This is a genomic window from Streptomyces sp. NPDC052396, from assembly GCF_044593195.1.
In the GTDB taxonomy this organism is placed as follows: domain Bacteria; phylum Actinomycetota; class Actinomycetes; order Streptomycetales; family Streptomycetaceae; genus Streptomyces.
Genome location: NZ_JBIUAW010000004.1, coordinates 199,087 through 219,800, shown reverse-complemented (window position 1 = coordinate 219,800; position 20,714 = coordinate 199,087). Strand labels below are relative to the sequence as shown.

Annotated in this window: 25 protein-coding genes and 1 pseudogene; 12 read left to right on the top strand and 14 right to left on the bottom strand. The window is 69.8% G+C overall.

Annotation, left to right across the window (positions count from 1 at the left end; all coding sequences use genetic code 11):
* Positions 1–55 precede the first annotated feature (55 nt).
* Entirely contained in the window at positions 56–766 is a 711-nt protein-coding gene (locus tag ACIHFE_RS12380) for an NIPSNAP family protein (RefSeq protein WP_400105797.1), read from the top strand.
* Positions 767–825: 59 nt separating this feature from the next.
* Positions 826–2,025 carry a methyltransferase domain-containing protein gene (locus ACIHFE_RS12375; RefSeq protein WP_400105796.1) on the top strand — a complete coding sequence of 400 codons (1,200 nt, stop codon included), beginning with the start codon at positions 826–828 and terminating at the stop codon, positions 2,023–2,025.
* An 11-nt stretch (positions 2,026–2,036) separates the two neighbouring features.
* On the opposite strand, the gene ACIHFE_RS12370 is transcribed toward ACIHFE_RS12375, so the two are convergent.
* The 3 genes from ACIHFE_RS12370 to ACIHFE_RS12360 all read right to left on the bottom strand — a co-directional run bounded on the left by ACIHFE_RS12370 (position 2,037) and on the right by ACIHFE_RS12360 (position 4,026).
* Positions 2,037–2,405, bottom strand: coding sequence for a hypothetical protein (locus ACIHFE_RS12370; RefSeq protein ID WP_400105795.1), 369 nt, complete (start codon positions 2,403–2,405; stop codon positions 2,037–2,039).
* Between the two features lie 112 nt (positions 2,406–2,517).
* On the bottom strand, positions 2,518–3,030 hold the full coding sequence (locus ACIHFE_RS12365; protein ID WP_400105794.1) for a hypothetical protein: 513 nt from the start codon (positions 3,028–3,030) through the stop codon (positions 2,518–2,520).
* 153 nt (positions 3,031–3,183) lie between these two features.
* Positions 3,184–4,026 carry an NAD(P)H-binding protein gene (locus ACIHFE_RS12360; RefSeq protein WP_400105793.1) on the bottom strand — a complete coding sequence of 281 codons (843 nt, stop codon included), beginning with the start codon at positions 4,024–4,026 and terminating at the stop codon, positions 3,184–3,186.
* Between the two features lie 102 nt (positions 4,027–4,128).
* Here ACIHFE_RS12360 and ACIHFE_RS12355 point away from each other — a divergent pair, with 102 nt between their 5' ends.
* Positions 4,129–4,896 carry a helix-turn-helix domain-containing protein gene (locus tag ACIHFE_RS12355; protein ID WP_400105792.1) on the top strand — a complete coding sequence of 256 codons (768 nt, stop codon included), beginning with the start codon at positions 4,129–4,131 and terminating at the stop codon, positions 4,894–4,896.
* Between the two features lie 114 nt (positions 4,897–5,010).
* On the opposite strand, the gene ACIHFE_RS12350 is transcribed toward ACIHFE_RS12355, so the two are convergent.
* The 3 genes from ACIHFE_RS12350 to ACIHFE_RS12340 all read right to left on the bottom strand — a co-directional run bounded on the left by ACIHFE_RS12350 (position 5,011) and on the right by ACIHFE_RS12340 (position 7,597).
* Entirely contained in the window at positions 5,011–5,877 is an 867-nt protein-coding gene (locus ACIHFE_RS12350; protein WP_400105791.1) for a sigma-70 family RNA polymerase sigma factor, read from the bottom strand.
* A 70-nt stretch (positions 5,878–5,947) separates the two neighbouring features.
* Positions 5,948–6,778, bottom strand: coding sequence for an ammonia-dependent NAD(+) synthetase (gene nadE / locus ACIHFE_RS12345; RefSeq protein ID WP_400105790.1), 831 nt, complete (start codon positions 6,776–6,778; stop codon positions 5,948–5,950).
* Positions 6,779–6,844: 66 nt separating this feature from the next.
* Positions 6,845–7,597, bottom strand: a complete 753-nt coding sequence (locus tag ACIHFE_RS12340; protein WP_400105789.1) for an alpha/beta fold hydrolase — start codon at positions 7,595–7,597, stop codon at positions 6,845–6,847.
* A 122-nt stretch (positions 7,598–7,719) separates the two neighbouring features.
* On the opposite strand from ACIHFE_RS12340, the gene ACIHFE_RS12335 reads away from it, so the two are divergent.
* Both ACIHFE_RS12335 and ACIHFE_RS12330 read left to right on the top strand, forming a co-directional pair.
* A complete protein-coding gene (locus tag ACIHFE_RS12335; protein WP_400105788.1) occupies positions 7,720–8,355 on the top strand; it encodes a hypothetical protein in 636 nt (211 codons plus the stop codon).
* Positions 8,356–8,511: 156 nt separating this feature from the next.
* Positions 8,512–8,655: pseudogene (locus ACIHFE_RS12330) on the top strand (ArsR family transcriptional regulator); the annotation flags it as partial.
* Positions 8,656–8,691: 36 nt separating this feature from the next.
* Here ACIHFE_RS12330 and ACIHFE_RS12325 read toward each other — a convergent pair.
* Both ACIHFE_RS12325 and ACIHFE_RS12320 read right to left on the bottom strand, forming a co-directional pair.
* Positions 8,692–9,537, bottom strand: a complete 846-nt coding sequence (locus ACIHFE_RS12325) for a hypothetical protein (protein ID WP_400105787.1) — start codon at positions 9,535–9,537, stop codon at positions 8,692–8,694.
* Between the two features lie 222 nt (positions 9,538–9,759).
* A complete protein-coding gene (locus tag ACIHFE_RS12320; protein WP_400105786.1) occupies positions 9,760–11,082 on the bottom strand; it encodes a multiprotein-bridging factor 1 family protein in 1,323 nt (440 codons plus the stop codon).
* Between the two features lie 149 nt (positions 11,083–11,231).
* On the opposite strand from ACIHFE_RS12320, the gene ACIHFE_RS12315 reads away from it, so the two are divergent.
* Entirely contained in the window at positions 11,232–12,626 is a 1,395-nt protein-coding gene (locus ACIHFE_RS12315; RefSeq protein WP_400105785.1) for a hypothetical protein, read from the top strand.
* Complete coding sequence (gene cyaB, locus ACIHFE_RS12310; protein WP_400105784.1) at positions 12,616–13,203, top strand: class IV adenylate cyclase; 588 nt, start codon at positions 12,616–12,618, stop codon at positions 13,201–13,203. Before ACIHFE_RS12315 ends, cyaB begins: the two co-directional genes overlap by 11 nt.
* A gap of 58 nt (positions 13,204–13,261) precedes the next feature.
* Here cyaB and ACIHFE_RS12305 read toward each other — a convergent pair whose 3' ends face one another.
* From ACIHFE_RS12305 to ACIHFE_RS12290, 4 genes are read right to left on the bottom strand one after another with little or no spacing between them, the layout of a single operon-like run.
* Complete coding sequence (locus tag ACIHFE_RS12305) at positions 13,262–13,759, bottom strand: cupin domain-containing protein (protein ID WP_400105783.1); 498 nt, start codon at positions 13,757–13,759, stop codon at positions 13,262–13,264.
* Positions 13,760–13,800: 41 nt separating this feature from the next.
* The gene (locus tag ACIHFE_RS12300) at positions 13,801–14,049 is read right to left on the bottom strand and encodes a hypothetical protein (protein WP_400105782.1); all 249 of its coding nucleotides are present in this window, start codon (positions 14,047–14,049) and stop codon (positions 13,801–13,803) included.
* 48 nt (positions 14,050–14,097) lie between these two features.
* On the bottom strand, positions 14,098–14,514 hold the full coding sequence (locus tag ACIHFE_RS12295; protein WP_400105781.1) for a hypothetical protein: 417 nt from the start codon (positions 14,512–14,514) through the stop codon (positions 14,098–14,100).
* 19 nt (positions 14,515–14,533) lie between these two features.
* Positions 14,534–15,574 (bottom strand): helix-turn-helix domain-containing protein, encoded by a 1,041-nt coding sequence (locus ACIHFE_RS12290; RefSeq protein WP_400105780.1) that lies wholly within the window; start codon positions 15,572–15,574, stop codon positions 14,534–14,536.
* Positions 15,575–15,901: 327 nt separating this feature from the next.
* Between ACIHFE_RS12290 and ACIHFE_RS12285 the strand changes: the two genes are divergently transcribed.
* Complete coding sequence (locus ACIHFE_RS12285; protein WP_400105779.1) at positions 15,902–16,402, top strand: NUDIX hydrolase; 501 nt, start codon at positions 15,902–15,904, stop codon at positions 16,400–16,402.
* 416 nt (positions 16,403–16,818) lie between these two features.
* On the opposite strand, the gene ACIHFE_RS12280 is transcribed toward ACIHFE_RS12285, so the two are convergent.
* Positions 16,819–17,625, bottom strand: coding sequence for a helix-turn-helix domain-containing protein (locus tag ACIHFE_RS12280; protein WP_400105778.1), 807 nt, complete (start codon positions 17,623–17,625; stop codon positions 16,819–16,821).
* A 93-nt stretch (positions 17,626–17,718) separates the two neighbouring features.
* Here ACIHFE_RS12280 and ACIHFE_RS12275 point away from each other — a divergent pair, with 93 nt between their 5' ends.
* Positions 17,719–17,958 carry a hypothetical protein gene (locus tag ACIHFE_RS12275; RefSeq protein ID WP_400105777.1) on the top strand — a complete coding sequence of 80 codons (240 nt, stop codon included), beginning with the start codon at positions 17,719–17,721 and terminating at the stop codon, positions 17,956–17,958.
* Here ACIHFE_RS12275 and ACIHFE_RS12270 read toward each other — a convergent pair.
* A complete protein-coding gene (locus tag ACIHFE_RS12270) occupies positions 17,934–18,137 on the bottom strand; it encodes a hypothetical protein (RefSeq protein WP_400105776.1) in 204 nt (67 codons plus the stop codon). The two genes, ACIHFE_RS12275 and ACIHFE_RS12270, sit on opposite strands and share 25 nt — an antisense overlap.
* Before the next feature lie 129 nt (positions 18,138–18,266).
* Here ACIHFE_RS12270 and ACIHFE_RS12265 point away from each other — a divergent pair, with 129 nt between their 5' ends.
* The 3 genes from ACIHFE_RS12265 to ACIHFE_RS12255 are packed head-to-tail and all read left to right on the top strand — an operon-like array spanning position 18,267 to position 20,714.
* Positions 18,267–18,665: a WXG100 family type VII secretion target gene (locus ACIHFE_RS12265; protein ID WP_400105775.1), complete on the top strand. Its 399-nt coding sequence runs from the start codon at positions 18,267–18,269 to the stop codon at positions 18,663–18,665.
* A 22-nt stretch (positions 18,666–18,687) separates the two neighbouring features.
* Positions 18,688–18,993 (top strand): WXG100 family type VII secretion target, encoded by a 306-nt coding sequence (locus ACIHFE_RS12260; protein WP_400105774.1) that lies wholly within the window; start codon positions 18,688–18,690, stop codon positions 18,991–18,993.
* Positions 18,990–20,714, top strand: a complete 1,725-nt coding sequence (locus tag ACIHFE_RS12255; RefSeq protein WP_400105773.1) for an RNase A-like domain-containing protein — start codon at positions 18,990–18,992, stop codon at positions 20,712–20,714. The genes ACIHFE_RS12260 and ACIHFE_RS12255 overlap by 4 nt, the downstream gene beginning before the upstream one ends.

Here is a 20,714-nt window from a genome sequence, read left to right as displayed (position 1 = left end):
CTGTCAGTGGTGCCGCCTAGTCTGATCCCACCTGCTTCGGCTCCTGGAGGCCACCATGTCCCAACCGTCCTGGAACGTCGTCGAGTTGCGCCGCTACACCCTGCGCCCCGGCCGCCGGGACGAGCTGATCGACCTCTTCGAACGGCACCTGGTGACTCCCCAGGAGGAGGCCGGAATGCGCCTGCTCGGCCGGTTCCGTGACCTGGACGACCCGGACCGCTTCATCTGGCTGCGCGCCTTCACCGGCATGGCGGACCGGGCCGAGTCGCTGGCCGCCTTCTACGAGCGCCATCCCGCCTGGCAGACGCACCGGGAGGCGGCCAACGCCACCATGGCGGACTCCGACGACGTCCTGCTGCTGCGCCCGGTCACTCCGGTGGCGGACCGGCCGCCGGCCGCCCCGCCCGGCTCGCTGGTCACGGCGCTGATCCACCCGCTGGGCTCGCCCGAGGCGCTGGAGGAGTTCACCGGGTTCTACGCCCGGGAGGTCCACCCGGTGCTGGCCGAGGCGGACGCGGCCCCGCTGCTCTGTCTGCGCACCGAGTACGCCGAGAACACCTACCCCCGGCTGCCGGTGCGCACCGGTGAGCATGTCTTTGTCACCCTCACCGCCTTCGCCGGCGCCGACGCCCACCGCGCCCATCTGGACCGGCTGGGCGCCCTGCCGCACTGGCGGGAGCGGGTCATACCCGGGCTGACCGGGCGGCTGGCCGGCCGGCTGGAGGGGCTGCGGCTGGCGCCCACCGCCGGGCCGGGGCCGCGCTGAGTCCGGGCCCCGGGCGGCTCCGGGTCACCCCGCGCCGCCCGCTCGGCGAGAATGAGCCCGTGTCCGCACCCAACGACGCCCCCGACGACGCCCGCACCGCCTTCACCGCCCTGCTCACCGAGGAGGGCCGCGCCCTCCTGGACGAACTGCGCGACCATGACCCCGCCCAGGAGCTGGCCACCGCCACCCGGCTGCGCCGCACCCACGCCCCGGAGCTGGTGTCCGCCGCGCTGGGGCAGGCCCGGCTGCGGCAGCGCGCGGTGGCCAAGTTCGGCGCCGAAGACGCCTACCGGATGTTCTTCACGCCCAATGGCGTGGAGCAGGCCACCCGCGCCTCGGTCGCCGCCCACCGCGCCCGGCGCTTCGCCGGGCTGGGCGTGCGCCGCCTGGCCGACCTGTGCTGCGGTATCGGCGGCGACGCCATCGCGCTGGCCCGGGCCGGGGTCTCGGTGCTGGCGGTCGACCGCTCTCCGCTGACCTGCGAGGTGGTCAGGGCCAACGCGGACGCGCTGGGCCTGGCCGACCGGATCGAGGTGCGCTGCGCCGATGTCACCGAGGTCGACACCACCGGCTATGACGCGGTCTTCGTGGACCCCGCCCGGCGCGGCGGCCGCGGCCGGATCTTCGACCCGGAGGCTTACTCACCGCCGCTGTCCTGGGCCGTCACCGCGGCCCGTACCGCCCCGCACGCCGCGCTGAAGATCGCCCCCGGGGTGCCCCATGAGGCCATCCCCGAGGATGCGGAGGCGGAGTGGATCTCCGATGGGGGCGACGTCAAGGAGGCCGTCCTGTGGTTCGGCACCGAGCCGGGCGCCCGCCGGGCCACCCTGCTCCCCGGCGGCGCCTCGCTGACCGGCCGGGGCCTGCCGGATCCGGCGGTCCGCCCGGTGGGGCGCTACCTCTATGAGCCGGATGGCGCGGTGATCCGCGCCCATCTGGTCGCCGAGGCGGCCGACGAGCTGGACGGCGGCCTGATCGACGAGACCATCGCCTACATCACCGCCGATGAGCCGCGCGCGACCCCGTACACCGCCGCCTATGAGATCACCGACGTCCTCCCCTTCAACCTCAAGCGCCTCAAGGCGATCCTGCGTCAGCGCGAGGTCGGGGTGGCCGTCATCAAGAAGCGCGGCTCGGCGGTGGAGCCGGAGGAACTGCGCAAGAAGCTGCGGCTCGCCGGGCCCAACTCCTGTGTGATCGTGCTCACTCGGGTGGCGGGAGCGCCGGCCATGCTGCTGGGGCACCCCGTCAAGGACTGAGGGCCCGGGGCTCAGCCCAGCTCCGTGAGCTCCTCCGCATAGAGGGTGGCCAGCGGCTGCGGGCCCACATACTGCTGGCAGTTGCACTGTCCGGGCTCGAAGCGGACCGGCTTGCGGTCGGCGTCCCAGGCGACCGGCTTCTCAACCGCCTCATGACACTTGCCCTGTTTGTCATGGATCGCCAGGTGGTGTCCGCAACCGCACACCGGGGCCGGCGGCTTGCCCGCCGCCTCCAGTTCCGCACGCTCCTTGCGCTGGGCCTCCATCAGCTCCAGCTTGCGCTTGTGCCGCACCTTCAGCGCGGACCTGGCGTTGTCCCGGAGCGACGCCGCGACGGCCCCGATCGGACCGATGACGAACCACAGCCACCACCACTGCACGCCGGCTCCCCCTCTCCTGTGCATCCCGTCGTGGGCAACAGGATAAGGGCCGCCGACCGGCCGCCGAAGGCCCCGGCGACCGGTGAAAAGGCGGGCGGTGCGACGGCCCGCGTCAGGCCGTGCGGCGCGCGTGGTAGTGCACCGTGACCGCCCCGAGCAGCGGCCCCCACAGCAGCATCGGCGAGTAGAGCACGACGATCAGCCCGTACCCCCAGTCGCTGACGTCCATGTCTCCGTGCAGGGAGGTCCAGACGAAGAGCACCCCGTAGACCGTCACCGCCAGCGCCCCCAGCGCGGCGGGCACCACCGCGGCCGCCACCGGCACCCGCCGGCCGCGCAGCAACGGCAGCCAGCGCGGCCAGACTTCGCCCCACGGCTGCACCAGGCCCAGGCTGAGGAGGGCCAGCACCTCGGCGAACAGGCTCAGCCCCACCAGCTGAACCGACCCCCACCCCGGCGCGTCCATCTGCACCAGTTCCGAGTGGCCCAGCCCCACCGGGATCCCCACCGCGATGGCCACTCGCCAGAGTCCGGACGGCAGTGTGGTCAGCGCCGCCAGGTGCGCCGCCCGGCTCGCCCAGCGGGGCACGCCGGGCACGGTACGGAAGGACGATCTGACGGACATGGGAACCCCCTGGCAGCACCCGCCCGATTCCCCTTGAACCAGGCGGTACTTCAGCCTCTCCCGGCCACCCCCGCACCCGCCATCGGCCGATCGGCAGAGCCGGCGCCGCACCGCCCGCCGATCGGCAGAGCCGGGCCGCCGGAAGAAGGCCGGCTACCCCGTGAACGCGTCCCGGTGGTCCCGCACCCACTGCGCGAATCCGGTCGCCGGCCGTCCCAGCACCCGCGCCACATCCTCGGTGAGCACCGCGTTCCGGCCCTCCCGCACCTCCCTGATCCCTTCCATGATCTGCTCCGCGAATCCGGCGTCCGAGTGGAAGCCCAGCATCTGCTCCCGGATCGTCTCCAGCGGCATCTCGGCCGTGGTCACCGTGCGGCCCAACTCCTCGCTCAGCACGGCCGCCTGGTCGGCCGCGCTCAGCAGCTCGGGACCGGTGAGGGTGTACGCCCGCCCCTGGTGCTCGTCCGAGGTGAGCGCCCGGACGGCCACCGCGGCGATGTCCCGCGGGTCGACAACGCCCATCCGGCCGGCCCCATAACGGTCGGGCACCGGCTCACCGGCCCGGATCGCCGCCGCCCACGCCAGCGCGTTGGAGGCGAACGCGGACGGCCGCAGGAAGGTCCAGCCCAACCCGCTTTCCCGCGCGGCCTGTTCACCCGCCTCATGCCAGAACGGCGGCTCCGCCCCCTTCATCCCGATCGAGGAGAGCTTGACCACCCGGCGCACCCCGGCCGCCGTGGCCGCGCCGATCAGCGCCCGGTCATGGCCCGGGATCGCCGGGCCCGCGCCGGACAGCGCGAACACCGCCGTGGCCCCGCGCACCGCCCGTTCCAGCGAGGCGCCGTCCTCGAAGTCGCCCGCCACCACCTCCACCCCATCCGGGAAGGAGGCGCCGGACGGATTGCGGGTCATGGCCCGCACCGGCTCGCCGGCCGCGGCCAGTTGACGTACCACTTCACTGCCGATGGTGCCCGTGGCACCGGTAATCAGGATCATGCGCCCACCGTGCCCGGCGGCCCCCGGCGGCCACTAGGAAGTTCCGGCACACTTGCGCCCCGGCCCGGGACGGCGGGCGCGGTGCCGGGTTAGCGTGCCGGGGTGAGTACGAGCGTCGAAGTACCGGTCCCGGCCCCGCTGCTGCCCTGGATCGCCGGGGCCGAGATCCTCTCCCACCGGGCCGCGGACCGGAACCCGATCGTCCATCTGCCGGACGGCTCGGCCGCCTTGACCTACTGCGCCGGCCGCCTGGTGGTCACCGGCCCGCGCACCAGGGCTGGTTATGTCCCCACCAAGGAGGTGCCGCACGCGGTACGCCTCCGCCTCCGCCCCGGCCGGGCCCTGCCCGTCCTGGGCATACCGCTGAGCGCGCTCACCGACCAGGCCGTCCCGCTGGACGAGTTGTGGGGTGCGCGAGCCGCCGGCCTGGCCGAGGAGCTGCCCCGCCTGGGCCCCGGACCGGCGCTGCGCCGGCTGCACCAGACCCTGCTGGCCCATGTCGCCGAGCAGCGGCCCGGCGAACTGGACCGCGCCGACCTGGTGTACGCGGCCACCCGCCGCCTGGGCGCGCCCCAGCCCCGCGCCCTGCCCGAGATCGCCCGCGAACTGGGCGTCAGCGAACGGCACTTGCGCACCCTGTTCACCCGGGGCACCGGCCTCACCCCCCGGCTCTACGGTCGGATCGCCCGGGTCCGGCGCGCGCTGTCCGGAGTCACCGGTGCGCGCGGGGCCCGGGTGGCCAGCGAGGCCGGCTACTACGACCAGTCCCATATGGGCGCGGAATTCCGGGCGTTGATGGGCGTCTCCCCCAGCGCCTACCGCGCCGGGCGGCTGCCCGAGGCGCGGCCCTGCGCGGCGTTGGCGGCCTGAGCGCTCCGCCGGCAGTGCGGTACTGCGGCTGCGGGTAGTCCGTAGCTGATCACGCCCACGCGGCGGAGCCGCATGAGCGCAGCCGCCCCGCGCCCCTTACGGGGCGCCCCGGGACTAGAGGAACTCCACCTGGTACCCCTCCAGCGTCCCCGGATCGGCGACCAGCTCGATGCCGGTGATCCGCTCGCCCTCGATGGTGAACCGCAGCGCGCCGCGCCGCTGCCCGTCCGGTGCCCAGACCGCCTGCACCAGGCCGTCCACCAGCGCGGGACGCGCCCCCAGGGGGCGTCCCAGGACGGCGTGCAGCACCGAGGACCGGCCCCGCAGCTCCACCTCGCCGTTCAGCAGGGGGACGGCCCGGTCGGCGCGCAGCACCACATCCGGGTCGAGCACCTCCAGCAGCGCGTCGAAGTCACCGCCCCGGGCGGCGGTGAGGAAGGCGTCGACGACCGTACGGCGCCGGACCGGGTCGGTCTCGGGGGCACTGGCTCCCCGTACCCGGCGCCGGGCCCGGCTGGCCAGCTGCCGGGACGCGGCCGGGGTGCGGTCCAGGACGACGGCGATCTCCTCGAAGGGCACTCCGAACAAATCGTGCAGCACAAAGGCCAGCCGCTCGGCCGGGGCCAGGGTGTCCAGCACCACCATCAGGGCCAGTCCGACCGAGTCGGCCAGCAGCGCCTCCTGCTCCGGGCCGGCCGCGGCCTCCGCCTCTCCTTCCGCCCCCGGCCCGTACTCCTCCAGCGGCTCCTCCCGCCGGGAGCCGCGCGAGCGCAGGATGTCCAGGCACACCCGGCTCACCACGGTGGTCAGCCAGCCGCCCAGGTTGGCCACCTCGCCGGTGTCCGAGCGCTGCAGGCGCAGCCACGCCTCCTGCACGGCGTCGTCCGCCTCGGCCGCCGAGCCCAGCATCCGGTAGGCCACCGCCCGAAGGTGGCTCCGGTGGGACTCAAAGCGGTCCGCCAGGAATTCCTCGTCGTTCACCGGTAAACCCTCCCCATCGCATTCCGTCAGTGCTCTGACGGAATGATCCACTGCGATGTGACAGGGAGCCTCAGGGGGCGATGGGCAGCCGGCGCTTGTGCTCGGTGCGGTGGTAGCGGCTGACGATCGTCTCAAAGGCCCGCTCGCCGACCGGCTTGCCCTCCAGGAAGTCGTCGATGTCGTCATAGGTGACCCCGAGCGCGTCCTCGTCGGCCTTGCCCGGGTCCAGGGTCTCCAGGTCGGCCGTCGGGGTCTTCCACACCAGCTCGGCGGGCGCGCCCAGGGCCTCCGCGACGGCGCGCACCCGGCGCTTGGTCAGGCCGGTCAGCGGGACCAGGTCGGCGGCGCCGTCGCCGAACTTGGTGAAGAAGCCGGAGACCGCCTCGGCGGCGTGGTCGGTGCCGACGACCAGGCCGTTGTACGCGCCGGCCACCGCATACTGGGCGATCATGCGCTGCCGGGCCTTGATGTTGCCATGGACGAAGTCCTGGTGGTGGGCGTCGCGGAAGCGCACACCGGCGGCCAGCGAAGCCTGGAGCGCGGCGTCGCTCGCGGGCTTGATGTCCACGGTCAGCAGGTCGTCGGCCCGGATGAAGGAGAGGGCCAGCTGGGCGTCGTGCTCGTCGGCCTGGACCCCGTAGGGCAGCCGCATCGCATAGAACCGCGCCTCATGCCCGGCGGCCCGGGCCCGCTCCACCGCCAGCTGGCACAGCCGGCCGGTAGTGGTGGAGTCGACGCCGCCGCTGATGCCCAGCACCAGGGAGGACAGACCGGTGGCGGTCAGCCGCTCGGCGAGGAAGGCCACCCGGCGCTCGATCTCCTGCTCGGCGTCGAAGATCTCGGCGACCTCCAGTGCCCGGGCGATCTCCTGCTGCAGGGCCATGGACGCCGGCTCGCTCACGTCTGCTCTCCTTGGTGCGCTGGGGTGTGTGCTGGGGTGTGCTCTGGGGTGTGTATCGCGCCCACCTTACCCAGGAGGCATCCGGTGGCTCAGGGCCGCCAGCAGCGCCGCCAGCTCCCGGGGCCGGGAGATCATCGGCCAGTGGCCGGTGGGCAGATGCCACACCTCCATCCCGGCCAGCGGCGCGAACAGCGGATGCCCGCTGTCCGCCCACTCCCGCACCTGCTCCGGGGTGGAGGTGCAGCAGATCAGCGAACGCGGCACCGGCGGCAGCCCGTCCGGCAGCTCCAGGCTGCCGGTGGCCGCCGCGTACGGCTCCGGGGTGGCCAACTCCCGCAGCCGCGCCAGGTGTTCGTCCGTCAGACCGGCCAGCTCGGCAGCACCGTCCGTCCGCTCGAAGGACGGCGGCGGCAGCAGCCGGCCCTCGCCCCGCTCGGCCACCTGCCGGGCCCATTCCTCCCGCACCCGGGGCGAATTGGCGCCGAGCACCGACACCCCGGACGGCAGTGGCGCGCTGTCCAGGTAGACCAGCCGCCCGATCCGCCCGGGCAGCCGCTCGGCGACCCCGGTGACCGGCACGGTCGCCCCGCTGTGCGCGACCAGCAGCACCTCCCGCAGGTCGTTGTCCTCGATGACCCGCGCCAGGTCGGCGATATGCGTCCGCACGCCCACCTCGGGCGTGGCCTCCCCGGCCCGCTCGCCCACCCCGGTCAGCGTCACCGGGTACACCTCGTGCCCCGACGCCCGGAGCTCGCGCGCCACGTCCGCCCAGACCCAGGCCCCCAGCCAGAACCCCGGAACCAGTACCACCGCCGCCATTCCCGCACCTTTCTCGCGCTCGACTCCCGCACGGTAGGCGCCATCGCGGACACCAGGTGTCCGCCTTCCTCTACCCTGCACCCCTGCACCGAGCGTCCCCGCCCGTCACCGAGGAAGTGCCAGTGGTCCACCACGCCGCCGTCCCCAGTCCGTTCTGCGAGATATGCGGCGGCTATCCCGCCACGCGCGCCACCGTGCGGGGTCACCAGGGCCTGCTCATCCTGATGCGCTTCCGGCGCCGGACCGGCGTCTTCTGCCGGACCTGTGGCACCGCGATCCACCGGCAGCTGACCACCCAGACGCTCTGGCAGGGCTGGTGGGGCCCGGCCTCCGCCTTCATCACCCCGGTCACCGTGCTGTGCAACGTCCTCGGCCCCCGCGCCCGTTTCCGCCGCCTGGCGCCGCCCACCGGCAACTGGCGGCCGCCGCTGGACCCCGGCAAGCGGGTCCTGCTACGCCCGGCGGCCCTGGCGTTCGTCGTGCCCGGTGCGCTGATGGCGCTGGTGCTGCCCACCCTGCTGATCTTCGGCCTGCTGACCGGCGACGGCCTGGACACCAAGCCGACCAGACTCACGGTCGGTGACTGCGCGCGCAACAACGCCAGGTGGCCCAACCAGAATCTGGAGGCGGTCGACTGCGACTCCCCCTTCGCCCACTACCGGGTCACCAAGAACGACGGCATCTGCAAGGGCTATCTCGCGCGCCTGGACTACAGCGCGGACGGCACCACCAGCCTCTGCCTCAACAAGCTTCGCTGACCTCAACGAGCTTCGCCGAGCGCGGCAGCCCGCACCGGCGCCGGCGACGCGGCCACCGGCAGCTCCCGCCGCCCACGGACCGGCGACAGGAAGACCGGCAGAAAGGCCAGCGCCAGCAGACAGCCCCCCCGTCCACAGCGCCACCCGCACCCCCGCCAACTCGCCGATCGACCCGGCCCCGGCGGCGTCTCCCAGCACCTCACCGCACTCCGCGCGGCGGGCCTGGTGAGCGCGCACCGCGCCGGGCGGCTGGTGCTCTATGCGCGCACCAGCCTGGGCGAGGCCCTGGTGGCCGCCTGACGATCAGCCGCGCTCCGGCACCCGCCCCGGCACGCGCTACCGCGCCCGTTCCCGCTCCCGGTTGATCGCCCGCAGCCGTTCCACCTGCTCATGCACCCCGGACCGGAGCGACTCGGGCACCGTCTCACCCCGGCAGTCCCGGCACACCCCGCCCGGCAGCGCCTCGGCCCGCCCCGGCGCCCGGCAGACCGTGCACTCCAGCAGCCGCAACGGCCGCCGCCCGGCGACGGGGGCGGCGGCCGGGGCGGGCACCGGCGGCATCTTATTGACCAGCCGGTGCCGCACCAGAGCCCCCGCACTGTGCACGGGCTGCGGCAGCCCATCCGTCAACACCCGTACCGCCACGCCGACTTGCACACCACGCTCCAGCCAGGCGGCCGCCAAGGGCTCCAGCTCCGCGCACTCCACGGCGGAGAGCGTCAGCCGGGGTTCGGCCCGGCTCAGCGAGGCCAGCAGCTCATACGCCGCGCTACGGTCCGGCGCCGCCGGTGGTGGCGGCTGCTCCTCGCCCCGGATCACCGCCTCCCACCAGGCGTCGTCCCGGGCGGTACGGGAGAAGTGGGTACGAGTCACCCAGTGCCAGGTGCCATCCTCGCTGCGCACCCGCTCGGTGGTCCGGCGCAGATGCCCCGCCTCGGACAGCCGCCGCAGCGCGGTACGGCAGGCGGCCTGCCCATAGCCCGGCAGCTGGGCGGCCAGCGACTTGGCGTCCATCGCGGCCCCGTCCGGCAGCCGGTCGACAAACGTGGCGACCGACGCCTCGCGCACCCCCAGATGCCTGAAGTCACTCCCGTTGCGAGGAGCTTGCCCCGGCGCGCTGCGCTTCCCATAGCCGGGCTTGGCCATGGGGTACGGGGCGGCGGTAGAGTGCGCGTCAGCCATGGAGATCGGCCTCATTTCGATCTTGGTGGTCAGACCCCGGGCCTGGTGTTCCAGCACCACCCGGGGTCGTTTGCTTGCTCCGCACGCTAAGCGGGCCTTTCTGGCCACCGCAACCGAATCCGCCGAAGTTAACTCGCGCGAGTCGCGGGTCAGTTGGGCAGGGTGGGCGGGTGGGTTGAACCCACCACCCATTCCTTGAAAAGAGGGCTCGGCGCCCGGAGCTCAGCGCCCTCCACCCGGTCGCGTCAGCTGAAGCAGTTCCGGGACACCCTCCGCAGAAGGGTGGGCGGAGAACGCCGGAACAAGGTCATGGACCAATGCCACACAGCGAGGTGCGCCAATGCGATGGGCCACGGTCAAGGCTTGGGACGCCGCTGCGGCCGCCTGCTCGACATCCCCGGAGCGCAGAAAGGCATCGGCCTCATAGGCGAGGAAGACGGACCGCGTCTTCATACGGGCATGCGGCAGCAACCGCGTTCCCTCCTGCACAAGTTGATGCCCCTTGCGCGGGTAGCCGAGATCGATCTGGCAGCGCCCGCTGTCGACTGCCAGGTCGGAATCCGACATCCAAGTGCACCATGATGGTGAGGGTTCGTGCGAGGCGCTCGCCAACTCCTTCTCGGCGGCAGCGAGAGCGCGATTGCACACACGTTCCTCGCCCAGCGCGGCATGCGCCCTGGCCTTGCGGAGCTGGAGTACCGATCGCGCGGCGGGGTGGGTGGCACCGGTGATCGCATGCTCCAGAATCTGCACGGCCGTAGCCGGGTCATGGAGCCAAGTTGCCTGGTAGGCCAGGTCGGAGAGAATCCCGGCGCCCAGGTCACGATCAGCGGACCGGTGGGCGCTGTGCAGCGCGCCATGCCAGAAGCGCGCGGCAGAGGCATGCTGCCCATGGTCGAAGTGGTACCAGCCGACCGTCTGCGAGAGGCCGGCAGCCAGCGTGTGCAAGCGCCGTCCCATTGCGGGGGTGTAGCGCCCGGTGGAGATCAGGTCGGTCACCGCGGTGAGGTGGGCGTCGAGCAACGGGGCGACGTGCTGCCGCTGTTCCGTGGCCAGCTTGGTCAGGGTGGCGCTGTGCTCCTCAAGCATCCGAACGAGCTCCGCGTCCACCCGGTGGCCATGTGGTGTGCCGATCACGGACGATGGCGCAACCGTCGCCCATTCAAGGGCGATGCCGGTGAGGGAAGCCCCGGTGTACGCGAGAAAGGATCGGCGGTCCACGGACAATTTCAGGGCCTCTCGCAGTGCGGCGACAGAGCTGGTGGGGCTGAAGGAGATCGGGTCGTCACGGCCGGGAAGCCAGTGCGGCCAGTCGAGCACGCTCAGTAGGCCGGGGTCGACACCGAAGGCTTCGGCGAGGAGCAGCTGAGATTCCTGATTCGGCACCTTGCGCCAACGTTCCCACTTACTGATGAGGGACTTGTCCGCACCGGAGCGAAGTCCGTGCCCACGGGCCGACCGACCCATCCGAACGGCAAGATCGGTCTGCGACCAGCCGCGTAGCGAGCGGGCGTACACCAGGGGATGCCGGATCGACTCGTCCACCCCTCCATTCCACCACCGGCGACATCACACCGCTGCGCCATACGCGGACAGGACCACCCCCGTACCACCGCCAACGCATGGGCGCTGCGGGCTATTTGGGCTCTACTCCTTGATGCATAGCCCAGCACGGTTCGGCGAAGGAGACATCGATGGGCGAAACCGCGTTCGCCAGTGAGCACAAGTCTGATGCCGCCTACCTTGATGTGGCGGCCAACGCACACGGTGAAGAAAAGGCGCTTCTGGTCCACCGCGCTTTGCGGCGCGTGCAGACGCCCCATCCGCAGGTGGTGGAGATCGGCCCCGGCGGGGGCGCGGCGGTCCTCTCCCTGGCCGACCGGCTGGCGGCGGATCCCAGGCGGCGAGGCCAGGTCAACCTCACGGTGATCGAAGCGCCGGGAGTGGCGTCGGCGTCGCTGGTCAAGGCGATGAACCAGTTCAATCAGGTCGGAACCTGTGACTTGGTCAGCGGGTTCGCCCAAGATCTCGACACCATCCTTGAGGAACCCGTGGACGTGATCAGCGCGTCCGCGCTCCTGCACGAGGTGTACTCCTACGGCGGCGGTTACGGCGGTGTTCATTCGATGGCCAGGACATTGCCCGGCGTTCTGCGTCCGGGTGGCTTCTTCGCCTACCGGGACGTCTATGCCGTCAACGCACCGTCTCTGCACCAGCGTTCGGTCCACCTCTACGATGCGAAACCGTGGCTGCAGTTCCTTCGCATGTTCGTCCCGCAATACCTGCGCGAGGGAACACACCCCTACCACGGCGCGCACGACGAAATGCTGTTCCGGCAGCATTCCCGGATCGTGCCGGTTGAACGCCTCGATGACGGAGCACCCGCGTTTGTCTCCGCACCTGTGGGACTGTTCCGCGAGGTGCAGCGGCACTACATCACATTCCGGGACCATGTCTGGCGATCCGGGGCCCTTGGGTTCAGGCCGATTCTCGACGACCGGCTGCCCCCGGACTGGCTTGATGCCCGGGCTGGTCACAAGCGGGTGCACTACATCCTCACCGGACGGGACGGGCTGCCGGCCGCGCAAGGGGCGCTGCTTCCCATGCTGAGCGAGAGCTGTACGGACCACTACACCGTGGACGGCGACCTCTTCGATGAAGTCACCGACACCGCGCTGTCGGTCTTCCTCGACCAAGCCGAGCAGGGTGAAGCGGAGTGCGGCGGCATCTGGGACCGGTGGGTCGTTCGCGAAGGGCGCGAGACTTACGCCTACCTGACGGTCGGCGAGTTGCTCACCACATTCGCCGTGAGTTCGGTCGCAGCTCGCAGGGCCGACCAAACGATACTGGTGCCGGTCCGGGTATCCGATGTCACCGAACGCGACCGCAGCTACTACAACCGGTACCTCAGGAGGACTCTGTCGAACCCATTGCGGGACGCGAAACAACTGGTGCTCTTCTCGAACGCACCGCTCGCGGATCACCAAGCAGTTGGGTCCGCTCTGGCCACCCTTCAACGGTGGTGCAGCAGGACTGATCTCGCTCACATCCACTCGGCGCTGAACACAGGAGGACGCCATGCACAGTGAACTCATCGAAATCGAGCGGAAGCGCCGGCTTCCCGATGACGGCGCTGTCGTGAGGTCCCGGCTGCAACGGCTCGGATATCTGGACAAGGGTACGGTGACCGAGGTCGACATCTACTACAGCAGGCCCGACGTCGACTACCTGGAAACCGTGGAGTGCTTGCGGATCCGCCGACGCGACGGGTTCGCGGAAATCACCTACAAGCCGGCGTCCGACACGGCCACGCACAGCGCGGATGATGTGATCGCCAAGGTGGAGACCAATGTCCGCCTGGCCGGTCCGAAGGAAGCGGTTTCCGCGGTACGCCTGTTGGAGGCGGTGGGAATGCGCCGCCTCGCCACGGTGACGAAGCTCCGGACCCGCTACCTCCATCCCGGCTTCGCCGGCTCCGTCATCAGTCTCGATGTCGTCGACGGAGTGGGCACCTTCGTCGAAACCGAGGTCAACTCGCCCTCTGCGGAGGAGGCAACCGCGCTGCTCGAAGGGATCGAGCGACAACTCGCCATCACCGAGTACCCGACGGTCGCCCTCCCCTACCGCGACCTCGTGCGTCATATCGGCGAACCTCAGCCGATCTGATCGGTCAAGCACTCACCGGCAGCGCCGCCGCCGAGGCGGCCTTCCGTCCTGTTCCGCGCTATTCCGCGGGGCCATCCGACGGACCCTGGTGCGAGCTGGTCCGGTAACGGCTGCGGAATTCGGCCAGCAGCTCATCGGTCACCTCGGCTCCGGCGCTCACCGCGGCGTGGACATCGCGGAAGTAGTTCTCATAGCCGGCCGGGGTGTAGAGGCACAGGGCACGCGTGGTGACCTGCCCCGCGTTACGGAACCCATGCGGGGTGCCACGGGTCGCGGCCAGCAGGTCCCCGGGGTTGGCCGTCACCTCGCCGTCTCCAGTATGGAGGGTCAACTCGCCCTCCAGAACGTAGAAGTATTCATCATGTCCCTCATGAACATGCGGCCTGGCACCGATGGTCCCGGGAGCGAGGCTGAACTCCTCGAAGGCGAACCGCCCATCCGTGTCCTCGCCGGTGAGCCGGAAGAAGTGGGCGACACCGGCGACATCGATGAGTTCACCATCCTGACGGCGACGCAGCAGCGGACGGGCGGGCTCGCGGGTCTGGTCTTCGGTCATGGCGGCATTGTCACTCATCCGCCATCATTACTCGGCCGACATCACCGGCGGTTGTCCTGGATGCGGTAACCACCCTTGACCACCTTGCTGTCCGGCGCCACGCCCATGCACTTGGTCAGCGGAGGCTCGTCCTTCGCGGTCGCCCCGGAAAGGCCGATCCGGCTCGGGCCCGCGTGCTTCCCCGCGACATAGAAGCTCACACCCATGCGGATCGGCTTTCCGTCCTTCCAGTGCAGGAAGTCCTTCCAGTACGGCCCGGCATCGGTGATCGTCCCGGTGACGGTGGCCACCGGGCCGCCGACCCGTACGCAATCCACCTTGAAATCACCCCAGTTGAACTATGCGGGCCCGGCCGGCCCGTTGTAGCGGTGCGTGATGCGGAAGGTTCCCCAGGAGCGGGCGGGGGTGGAGGGGTGCTCCCGGTCGAAGGAGCCATGGGCGTCCACGCTGACCTGGATGTCGTTTCCGGGCTGGGGCCAGTCCATCCGGCCCCAGCCCTTGATCCCGGCGGTCGTCGCCTTGGCCACGGCCGTCGTCGGCTTGTCTGCGGGTGCCGCCGACGCGGCGGGGACGCCGACGGTGGCCAGCAGCGCGGCGGCGAGCGCCAGGAGAGAGGCGGCGCGCAGGGTTGCCTTGGACACGGTGATCTCCCGTTCGGTGGTGGTGAGTTCACCGCTGATCCTGCCGACCGGGCGGAGCCGGTCCCTCCGCCCGGGGAGGGAACTCCCTCCGCCGGGCGGCGGATCAGGTGCCATCAGGCGTCATCAGCCTTCATCAGACCGGTGCGCTGAGGGCCTGGCGCAGGGCAGCGGGAGTGTCCCCGTACCAGCGCTGCACCGCCCGTCGCAGCGCACGGGCATTGCCATAACCGGTGCGGGCGGCAATGGACTCCATGCTGAGGTCGGTGGTGCGCAGCAGCTGGGTGATCTGCTCGCGGCGTACGGTCTCGACCTGTTCGCTCCAGGTGGTGCCGTGTTCATCCAGGCGGCGTTGCAGGGTGCGGGTGCTGATGGCCAGCCGCTGGGCCACCGAGGAGAGCGTGACATTGTCCTCGCCGTGCGCGGCCCGCAGGGCCACCTGGAAGGCGTCCAGCCAATTGTGCAGGGGGATGGCGGTGGCCAGGGTCTGCTCCGCGTGCCGGCGCAGCACCGCGGACAGGCCCGGCGGTGCGTAGGGCGTGGCAGCGCGCAGGTCGGAGGCGAGGAAGGTGATGGAGCTGACCGGCACCTCGAAGTCGATGGCCCGGGTGCCATACATCTCGGCCAGACTGCCATGCCGCCGCGGCGCCTTGGCGGCCAGCGCCACCCGCACCGGAACAAGCGGACGCCGGGCGGCCTCGCTGAGCCGTCGATGGTAGAGGCCGAGCGCGAAGGAGCGGATGGCGGAGGCGGCGTCATAGGTGAGGTCCGCCAGGTTCACATGGCTGATGGTGATGTGCTCACCGTCCTCCACGATCTCGATCGCCTCGGTGCCGTTGTCCGCGATGGCGGCCAGGTAGGTCGAGGAGTCCCGGACCCCGTCCAGCAGGGTGGGACCGGAGGTGAGCAGATAGTCCCAGAGGCCCAGGCTGCCGAGCTGCGACCGCCCCACCAGCAGCGGTGACACCTCCGTCCAGGGGGCTTTGACGACCATCAACTCCCAGATGTGGATGGCCGTGGCGGATGGCGTGCGGTAGAGGTCGTCATGCAGATGCTCGGGCGCGATGCCTAAGAGATGCGCGTATTTGGCGCGCGAAATCCCGAGTTCGGTCGCACCGTCGACGATCAGGCGAGCGACGGATGAGGATGTTGTCCCGTTATTGGTACTCCCGGCCACGATCGCCCAGCATAGCCAGCTCCGGTATGCCAGATCATTTGCGGATCCTGACGCCCGTTGTCCTCTCCCCGGCACCGAAGGTCCCCTCTGGCGTGCGCGGTCCCCTTGATGGCACCCCCGGGCACTCGGTTGGTGACCGCCGGCGCCATAGCGTGTGGTTACCGCGCGGCGCCGGTGGTGTTTCACCAGGTTTCAGGCCGCTCAGCCGGCGCCGCGCCAGTGGGTGCTGGGGGTGGGGTGGGGTGCGCGCAGGAGTACGGGGGTCTCCTGCGTGTGGGTTCACCGGGGAGTCGGCCGGTCGCCGAGTGTGCTGTCTAGGGTGGACGGGTGCGGCCGGTCCTTCTGCGTCATGCGGTCCGCGCGGTCATCCTCGACGAGGACGACCGCGTCCTTCTGTGCAGATTCGCGATTCCGGATCCCGTGGGGAAGATCGTGTGGGCGGCCCCTGGCGGCGGAATCGAGCCGGGTGAGACCCCGCTTGGCGCGCTGCGGCGCGAACTGCTGGAAGAAGTGGGGCTCGTTCTGGGCCTGGACGCGGATCCGCCGCATGTCTGGCATCAGGTGGTCGTCGCGCGCGGCCATGCCGTCGGCTACGACGGCGTGGTCAACGACTACTTCCTTGTGCGGACCGTTTGGTTCGAACCTCGTGGTGCCCTGTCCGACGACGCGCTCGCGGCCGAGAACATCAGCGGGCTGAGGTGGTGGCACCTCGGCCATATCGCCGGCTATCGCGGCAGCGATCTGTTCTCCCCGCGCGACCTGGCCACTCCCCTGGGCGCGTTGATCGCCCTGGGGGTGCCGGCCAGGCCGGTCCTGCTTGGCCTGTGACGTTGAGTTGGAGCCGTTGCTGCACAGTCGTGGACGTTTTCGGGTGCGGGCCGTCGGTTGCTGGTCGCGCAGTTCCCCGCGCCCCTGAGGGGCGCGGCACCGCGATTCGGGCTGCTTTCCGTCACTGGAGCAGCAGTGGCCGACCAGGACCTGTCCGATTGCCGGGCGCCCCGCCAGGGGCGCGGGGAACTGCGCGATCAGCCACAGGCGGCCCGCGCCGAAATCTGAGGCAAGGGCCTGACACCCGGCGATGGCGTTGCCCAACTACCTATGATCACAACCTAGTTAGGCCACCCGGCATTCGCGTGCGGCCCGCGTGTACGACTTGGGTACGGCTGGATACCGCCACGCAGCCGCTCTCGGTGTTCCCGTGGCTGGACTTCATGCCGACAGCCGTTCTGGCAGACACCTGCTGGTCAAAGCTCATCCACCAAGTTCCTGATGAACGCCTCAGACTCCTCAGGGCAGAGAGACAAGCGCCCAATCATTGCCTGCCGATGGGCAAAGCCGCTGACGATCTCTGGATCGACTGTCAGCACACTCGTGGAGTTGCCCTCCTCGTACGCAACGCACTCATGGTTGGGCAACTCGATGACAGCGAACGAGCCGTTGTAGCCCGCTGGGTAGGTTTTCGCCGGCCTGACCTGGACAGTCACGTTGCGCTGTGCGCCTACCTCAAGCACACGAAGCAGCTGTCTCTTTCGGGCCTCGGCCTCATCGCTGACCTGGTAGCGCAACGGCACCTCGCCAATCACGAACGCGAACGCGGTCGACTGCTTCTGCAGGAGAGCTTGCCGCCCCATGCGGATGGCAAGCCTCTCCTCAATTGTCGCGTCGTCCAGTGGCGGCCAGCACCTGCTGTACATGAGCCGGGCCGTCTCCTCGGTTTGCAACAGCCCCGGGATAAGCAGCGATTCGCATGCGCTGAAGGCGATGGCTTCTGCCTCGCAGTTCAAAAACGCCTGCCCAAAGTCCTGAGTGCGCTCCGGCTTCAGGAACCCCTGCGCGGCCAACAACAAGCCACCCGCATCGCACATGTGGTCCGCCACCTGAAGCAGATGCGTCGTAGGCCGCCGCCGCCCCAACTCCATCGACTTCACGTACTCATAGTCGTACCCGGCCTCCTTCGCGAGCTGTTCGCGCGTAACCCCCGCCCGCTCCCGCCACAGCTTGATCTGATGCCCGCAGTACCGCCAGGCGGTCGGCGGCTCCGCCTCTCCCATGGGACCCCCTCGGCGCGAGCTATCGATGTACCTCGCACCTCGTACCTCGATCGGTGCTACGGAGCGTAGCCGCACCGCAACCACACTCGCCCCGTGAACAGCAAAAAGCCACCTCTGGGCTCCTTCGTCGTAGACACCCGCACCGGCCGCATCGGCCAAGTCATGGATCACATCGACTCATTGGTCCAACTCCGGCCGCCCGGCGGCGGACTGGAGTGGGACTGTCCGCCGGATGCGGCCAGCCTCACCACCTACCGGGCCGTGCTCAAGGAGCAGGAGGCCGAGGCGCGGCTGAGGCGCCAGCTGGATCAGCCCTCGTCCTCATCGGGCTGAGCCCACTTCGGAACCGTACGGCGCCGCGCCCGCGCAACCACCCGCGCGGGCGTCGGCGGCGGGTGGCCCGACTCCTTGGGCTCGCGTGGCTGGGGATCCGGCAGCCGGCCGCCGAGCAATGGTGGATTGGGGCTCTCCTCGTACATGGGGGCGTGCACTTCCTGTGTGTTCTCCCTCATGTAGCGATACTGCCCCGGACCGGGCACAGTCACGTCGCAACAACTGTCACTCCAGCCCCATGGCACGATAAGAACGCGTATGGGCTCGGCCCATCCACTGGTCAATCAACGGGGGAGAGTGAATGGGGCATGGGCGATGACCGGCTCAGGGCCAGCCATAAGGAACTGACCGATCTGGCGAACGACCTCGGCTCGATGGGGCGTTACCTCAGACAGAAGGCCACCCATCTCAACGAGCTGGTGGACTCCGTGGACAGCGGCTGGCAGAGTGCGGCGGCCAGCTCGTACAAACAGCTCCAGACCGATGTCAACAAGGACATCGACCGCATCCGGGAAATGCTCTACATCATCGAGCAGGGTGTGGAAATGAGCCGCGACGGCTTCACGGGCCAGGACCTCGAGGTCATGCGGAGCTTCCGCAGGCTCCAGTCGTCCAGGGACGGCGAACGCGAACTCCTCGCCCGGGCGAACGCGGAGGCGGACTCGGCTCAAACAGCCGCTCCCGCCAGCAAGTTGGACACGTACTAATCGGGGGAATCGGGGGAACACCATGGCGGACGACGGCGCCATATCCGTGAAGTTCAGCAAACTCCACGAGATATCCACAGAGCTGGAGGAACTGCTCAAGGACCTCAACCAGAAGCTGGAAGACCTCTACGGCCGCACCGAGAAGGTCGTCCTCGGCTGGGAGGGCGAGGCCCGCGACACCTTTGTCGAGGTGCTCGACACCTGGGACAAGTCCATGCAGGACATGGAGGGCGCCCAGCGCTGGCTGCACAGCATGGTCGTCAACGGCCACGGCAATTACGCCGCCGCGCACCGCGCGGTGATGAACGGCTGGAGTGGTGGCCGATGACCACCCCGGCCCCGCCGGCGAACGGCAATATCGACGTCAAACCCGAGGCCCTGTACGGCATCTCCACCCAGATAGCCATGGAACAGGGCATGCTCGACAAGGCGGCCACCCAGTTCCTCAAGGATCTGAACGGCCATGCCAATGTGGGCGGCGCGGGCAGTGCTGTCGAGGCGGTGAACAAGGCCTACCGCGATGTCGGCGAAAAGGTCATGCAGGTCTGGGGCAAGGCGGTTGAGGGCGTGGGCGGCGCGGCCGTCGGCTTCACCATCACGGCCAATCAGTACGCCACCGCGGACGCGGCCTCCAACCCCAACCACCAGGGGCCCGCCCCCCACCGGCCGTTGCCGATTGTCATCTGGAGCGCGCCGACCTACGGGAATGTCCCCAACCTCAAATGGAACGGTGTCGTCGACGACGGTGCCAACGGCCTTGTCGACGACATCCTCAATGGTGTCGACAAGGTCCTGGAAGCGATCCTGCGGCCGATCGTGCATCATGCGCTGCGCTGGGGCAAAGCAGCCGACATACTGCCGCTTCCCGACTACCAGGCGATACAGAAGATCTCGGATGCCTGGCAGGGCCCCATGGGGGCGCTCGGCCAGACCGATGGCACGCTCACCGGTCAGCTGTCCACCATCACCAACCAGGGCAATGCCGAATGGTACGGCGCCATGCGCCAGTTCTGCAGCGCGGTCTGGGGCACCGCCTACTGGGGGAAGTCACGCCAGGGCTATGAGTGGGGCCATGACACCACCGGGGCCACCAGCAACCATCCGGCGCTTGGCGTGATGATCGACACCTGCGACACGATGATCACCGTGCTGCACGACTTCGCCGAGGCCGCATATGAGATGCGCAAGGAAGTCCACAGGATCTACGTCAAGGCCGTCCGTGAGGCCATTGGGAAGATCAAGCTGGATGACAACATCTTCAACGACCTGAAGACCCTGGCCAAGGGCGCGCTCAAGACAGCCAAGCAGCTCGGGATGGGAATCACGCTCAAGCTGGACGAGGGCGCCATCAACGCGGCGGTCTCCGCCTATGAGGGCAAGCTCCACGCACTGGTGCCCAAACTGGAGGCGCGCAAGGCCCCCTTGGACGAGGCGATCCGGAGCATGCCGAAATTCGAGGCCGAGGAGGCTCGCGCCGAGGCGTTCGGCGCTCGTGCGCTCGTCCAGTTCAAGCATGAGCGCAAGTTCACGAACCCGGGGGACACGGCCAAGGGGATCTACAAGATCGACTTGGCGAGCGAGGAAGACCTCGACGGTTCGCACTCGATCGACAGGCACGTGGGCAAGTCCGATGAGCAGCTGGCGCAGCGGCTACGCGACCAGGGCGATCCCCCGACCCAGGCCTGGCCCTACGGAAAGCCGAAGATCGGCGCCGCCTCCTCCTTCGACGACATGGATTCGGCGCAGCGGCTCACCCAGTACAACATCGACAAGAACTCGAGCGCGATCAAAGCCTGGCTGGACGGTCCTCCGCCGCCGCAGGCCGGGGACAAGGAGCCCTTCGCCTGCGATGCGCCCAACAATGAATACAGTGGCCGCACCGTCACCAAGCAGCCGAACGCGGTGAACAACTCCGGCTACAAGACGGACGGGGTAAACGCACAGGCGATTCCCACCAAGGGAGTCAAGACGGTCCTCAAGTACGACCCCAATCTGGATCCGCCGTTTGTCGTCCTCACTTCCATGCCCGAGCTGAACGGAAAGGAGTAG

What these genes read in the sequence shown, in the direction of transcription:
- ACIHFE_RS12380 (WP_400105797.1), top strand. Translation starts at nt 56, where the DNA reads ATGTCCCAACCGTCCTGGAACGTCGTCGAGTTGCGCCGCTACACCCTG.
- ACIHFE_RS12365 (WP_400105794.1), bottom strand. Translation starts at nt 3,030, where the DNA reads ATGTCCGTCAGATCGTCCTTCCGTACCGTGCCCGGCGTGCCCCGCTGG.
- ACIHFE_RS12360 (WP_400105793.1), bottom strand. Translation starts at nt 4,026, where the DNA reads ATGATCCTGATTACCGGTGCCACGGGCACCATCGGCAGTGAAGTGGTA.
- ACIHFE_RS12340 (WP_400105789.1), bottom strand. Translation starts at nt 7,597, where the DNA reads ATGGCGGCGGTGGTACTGGTTCCGGGGTTCTGGCTGGGGGCCTGGGTC.
- ACIHFE_RS12325 (WP_400105787.1), bottom strand. Translation starts at nt 9,537, where the DNA reads ATGGCTGACGCGCACTCTACCGCCGCCCCGTACCCCATGGCCAAGCCC.
- ACIHFE_RS12315 (WP_400105785.1), top strand. Translation starts at nt 11,232, where the DNA reads ATGGGCGAAACCGCGTTCGCCAGTGAGCACAAGTCTGATGCCGCCTAC.
- cyaB (WP_400105784.1), top strand. Translation starts at nt 12,616, where the DNA reads ATGCACAGTGAACTCATCGAAATCGAGCGGAAGCGCCGGCTTCCCGAT.
- ACIHFE_RS12305 (WP_400105783.1), bottom strand. Translation starts at nt 13,759, where the DNA reads ATGACCGAAGACCAGACCCGCGAGCCCGCCCGTCCGCTGCTGCGTCGC.
- ACIHFE_RS12295 (WP_400105781.1), bottom strand. Translation starts at nt 14,514, where the DNA reads ATGGCACCTGATCCGCCGCCCGGCGGAGGGAGTTCCCTCCCCGGGCGG.
- ACIHFE_RS12280 (WP_400105778.1), bottom strand. Translation starts at nt 17,625, where the DNA reads ATGGGAGAGGCGGAGCCGCCGACCGCCTGGCGGTACTGCGGGCATCAG.
- ACIHFE_RS12270 (WP_400105776.1), bottom strand. Translation starts at nt 18,137, where the DNA reads ATGAGGGAGAACACACAGGAAGTGCACGCCCCCATGTACGAGGAGAGC.
- ACIHFE_RS12265 (WP_400105775.1), top strand. Translation starts at nt 18,267, where the DNA reads ATGGGCGATGACCGGCTCAGGGCCAGCCATAAGGAACTGACCGATCTG.
- ACIHFE_RS12260 (WP_400105774.1), top strand. Translation starts at nt 18,688, where the DNA reads ATGGCGGACGACGGCGCCATATCCGTGAAGTTCAGCAAACTCCACGAG.
- ACIHFE_RS12255 (WP_400105773.1), top strand. Translation starts at nt 18,990, where the DNA reads ATGACCACCCCGGCCCCGCCGGCGAACGGCAATATCGACGTCAAACCC.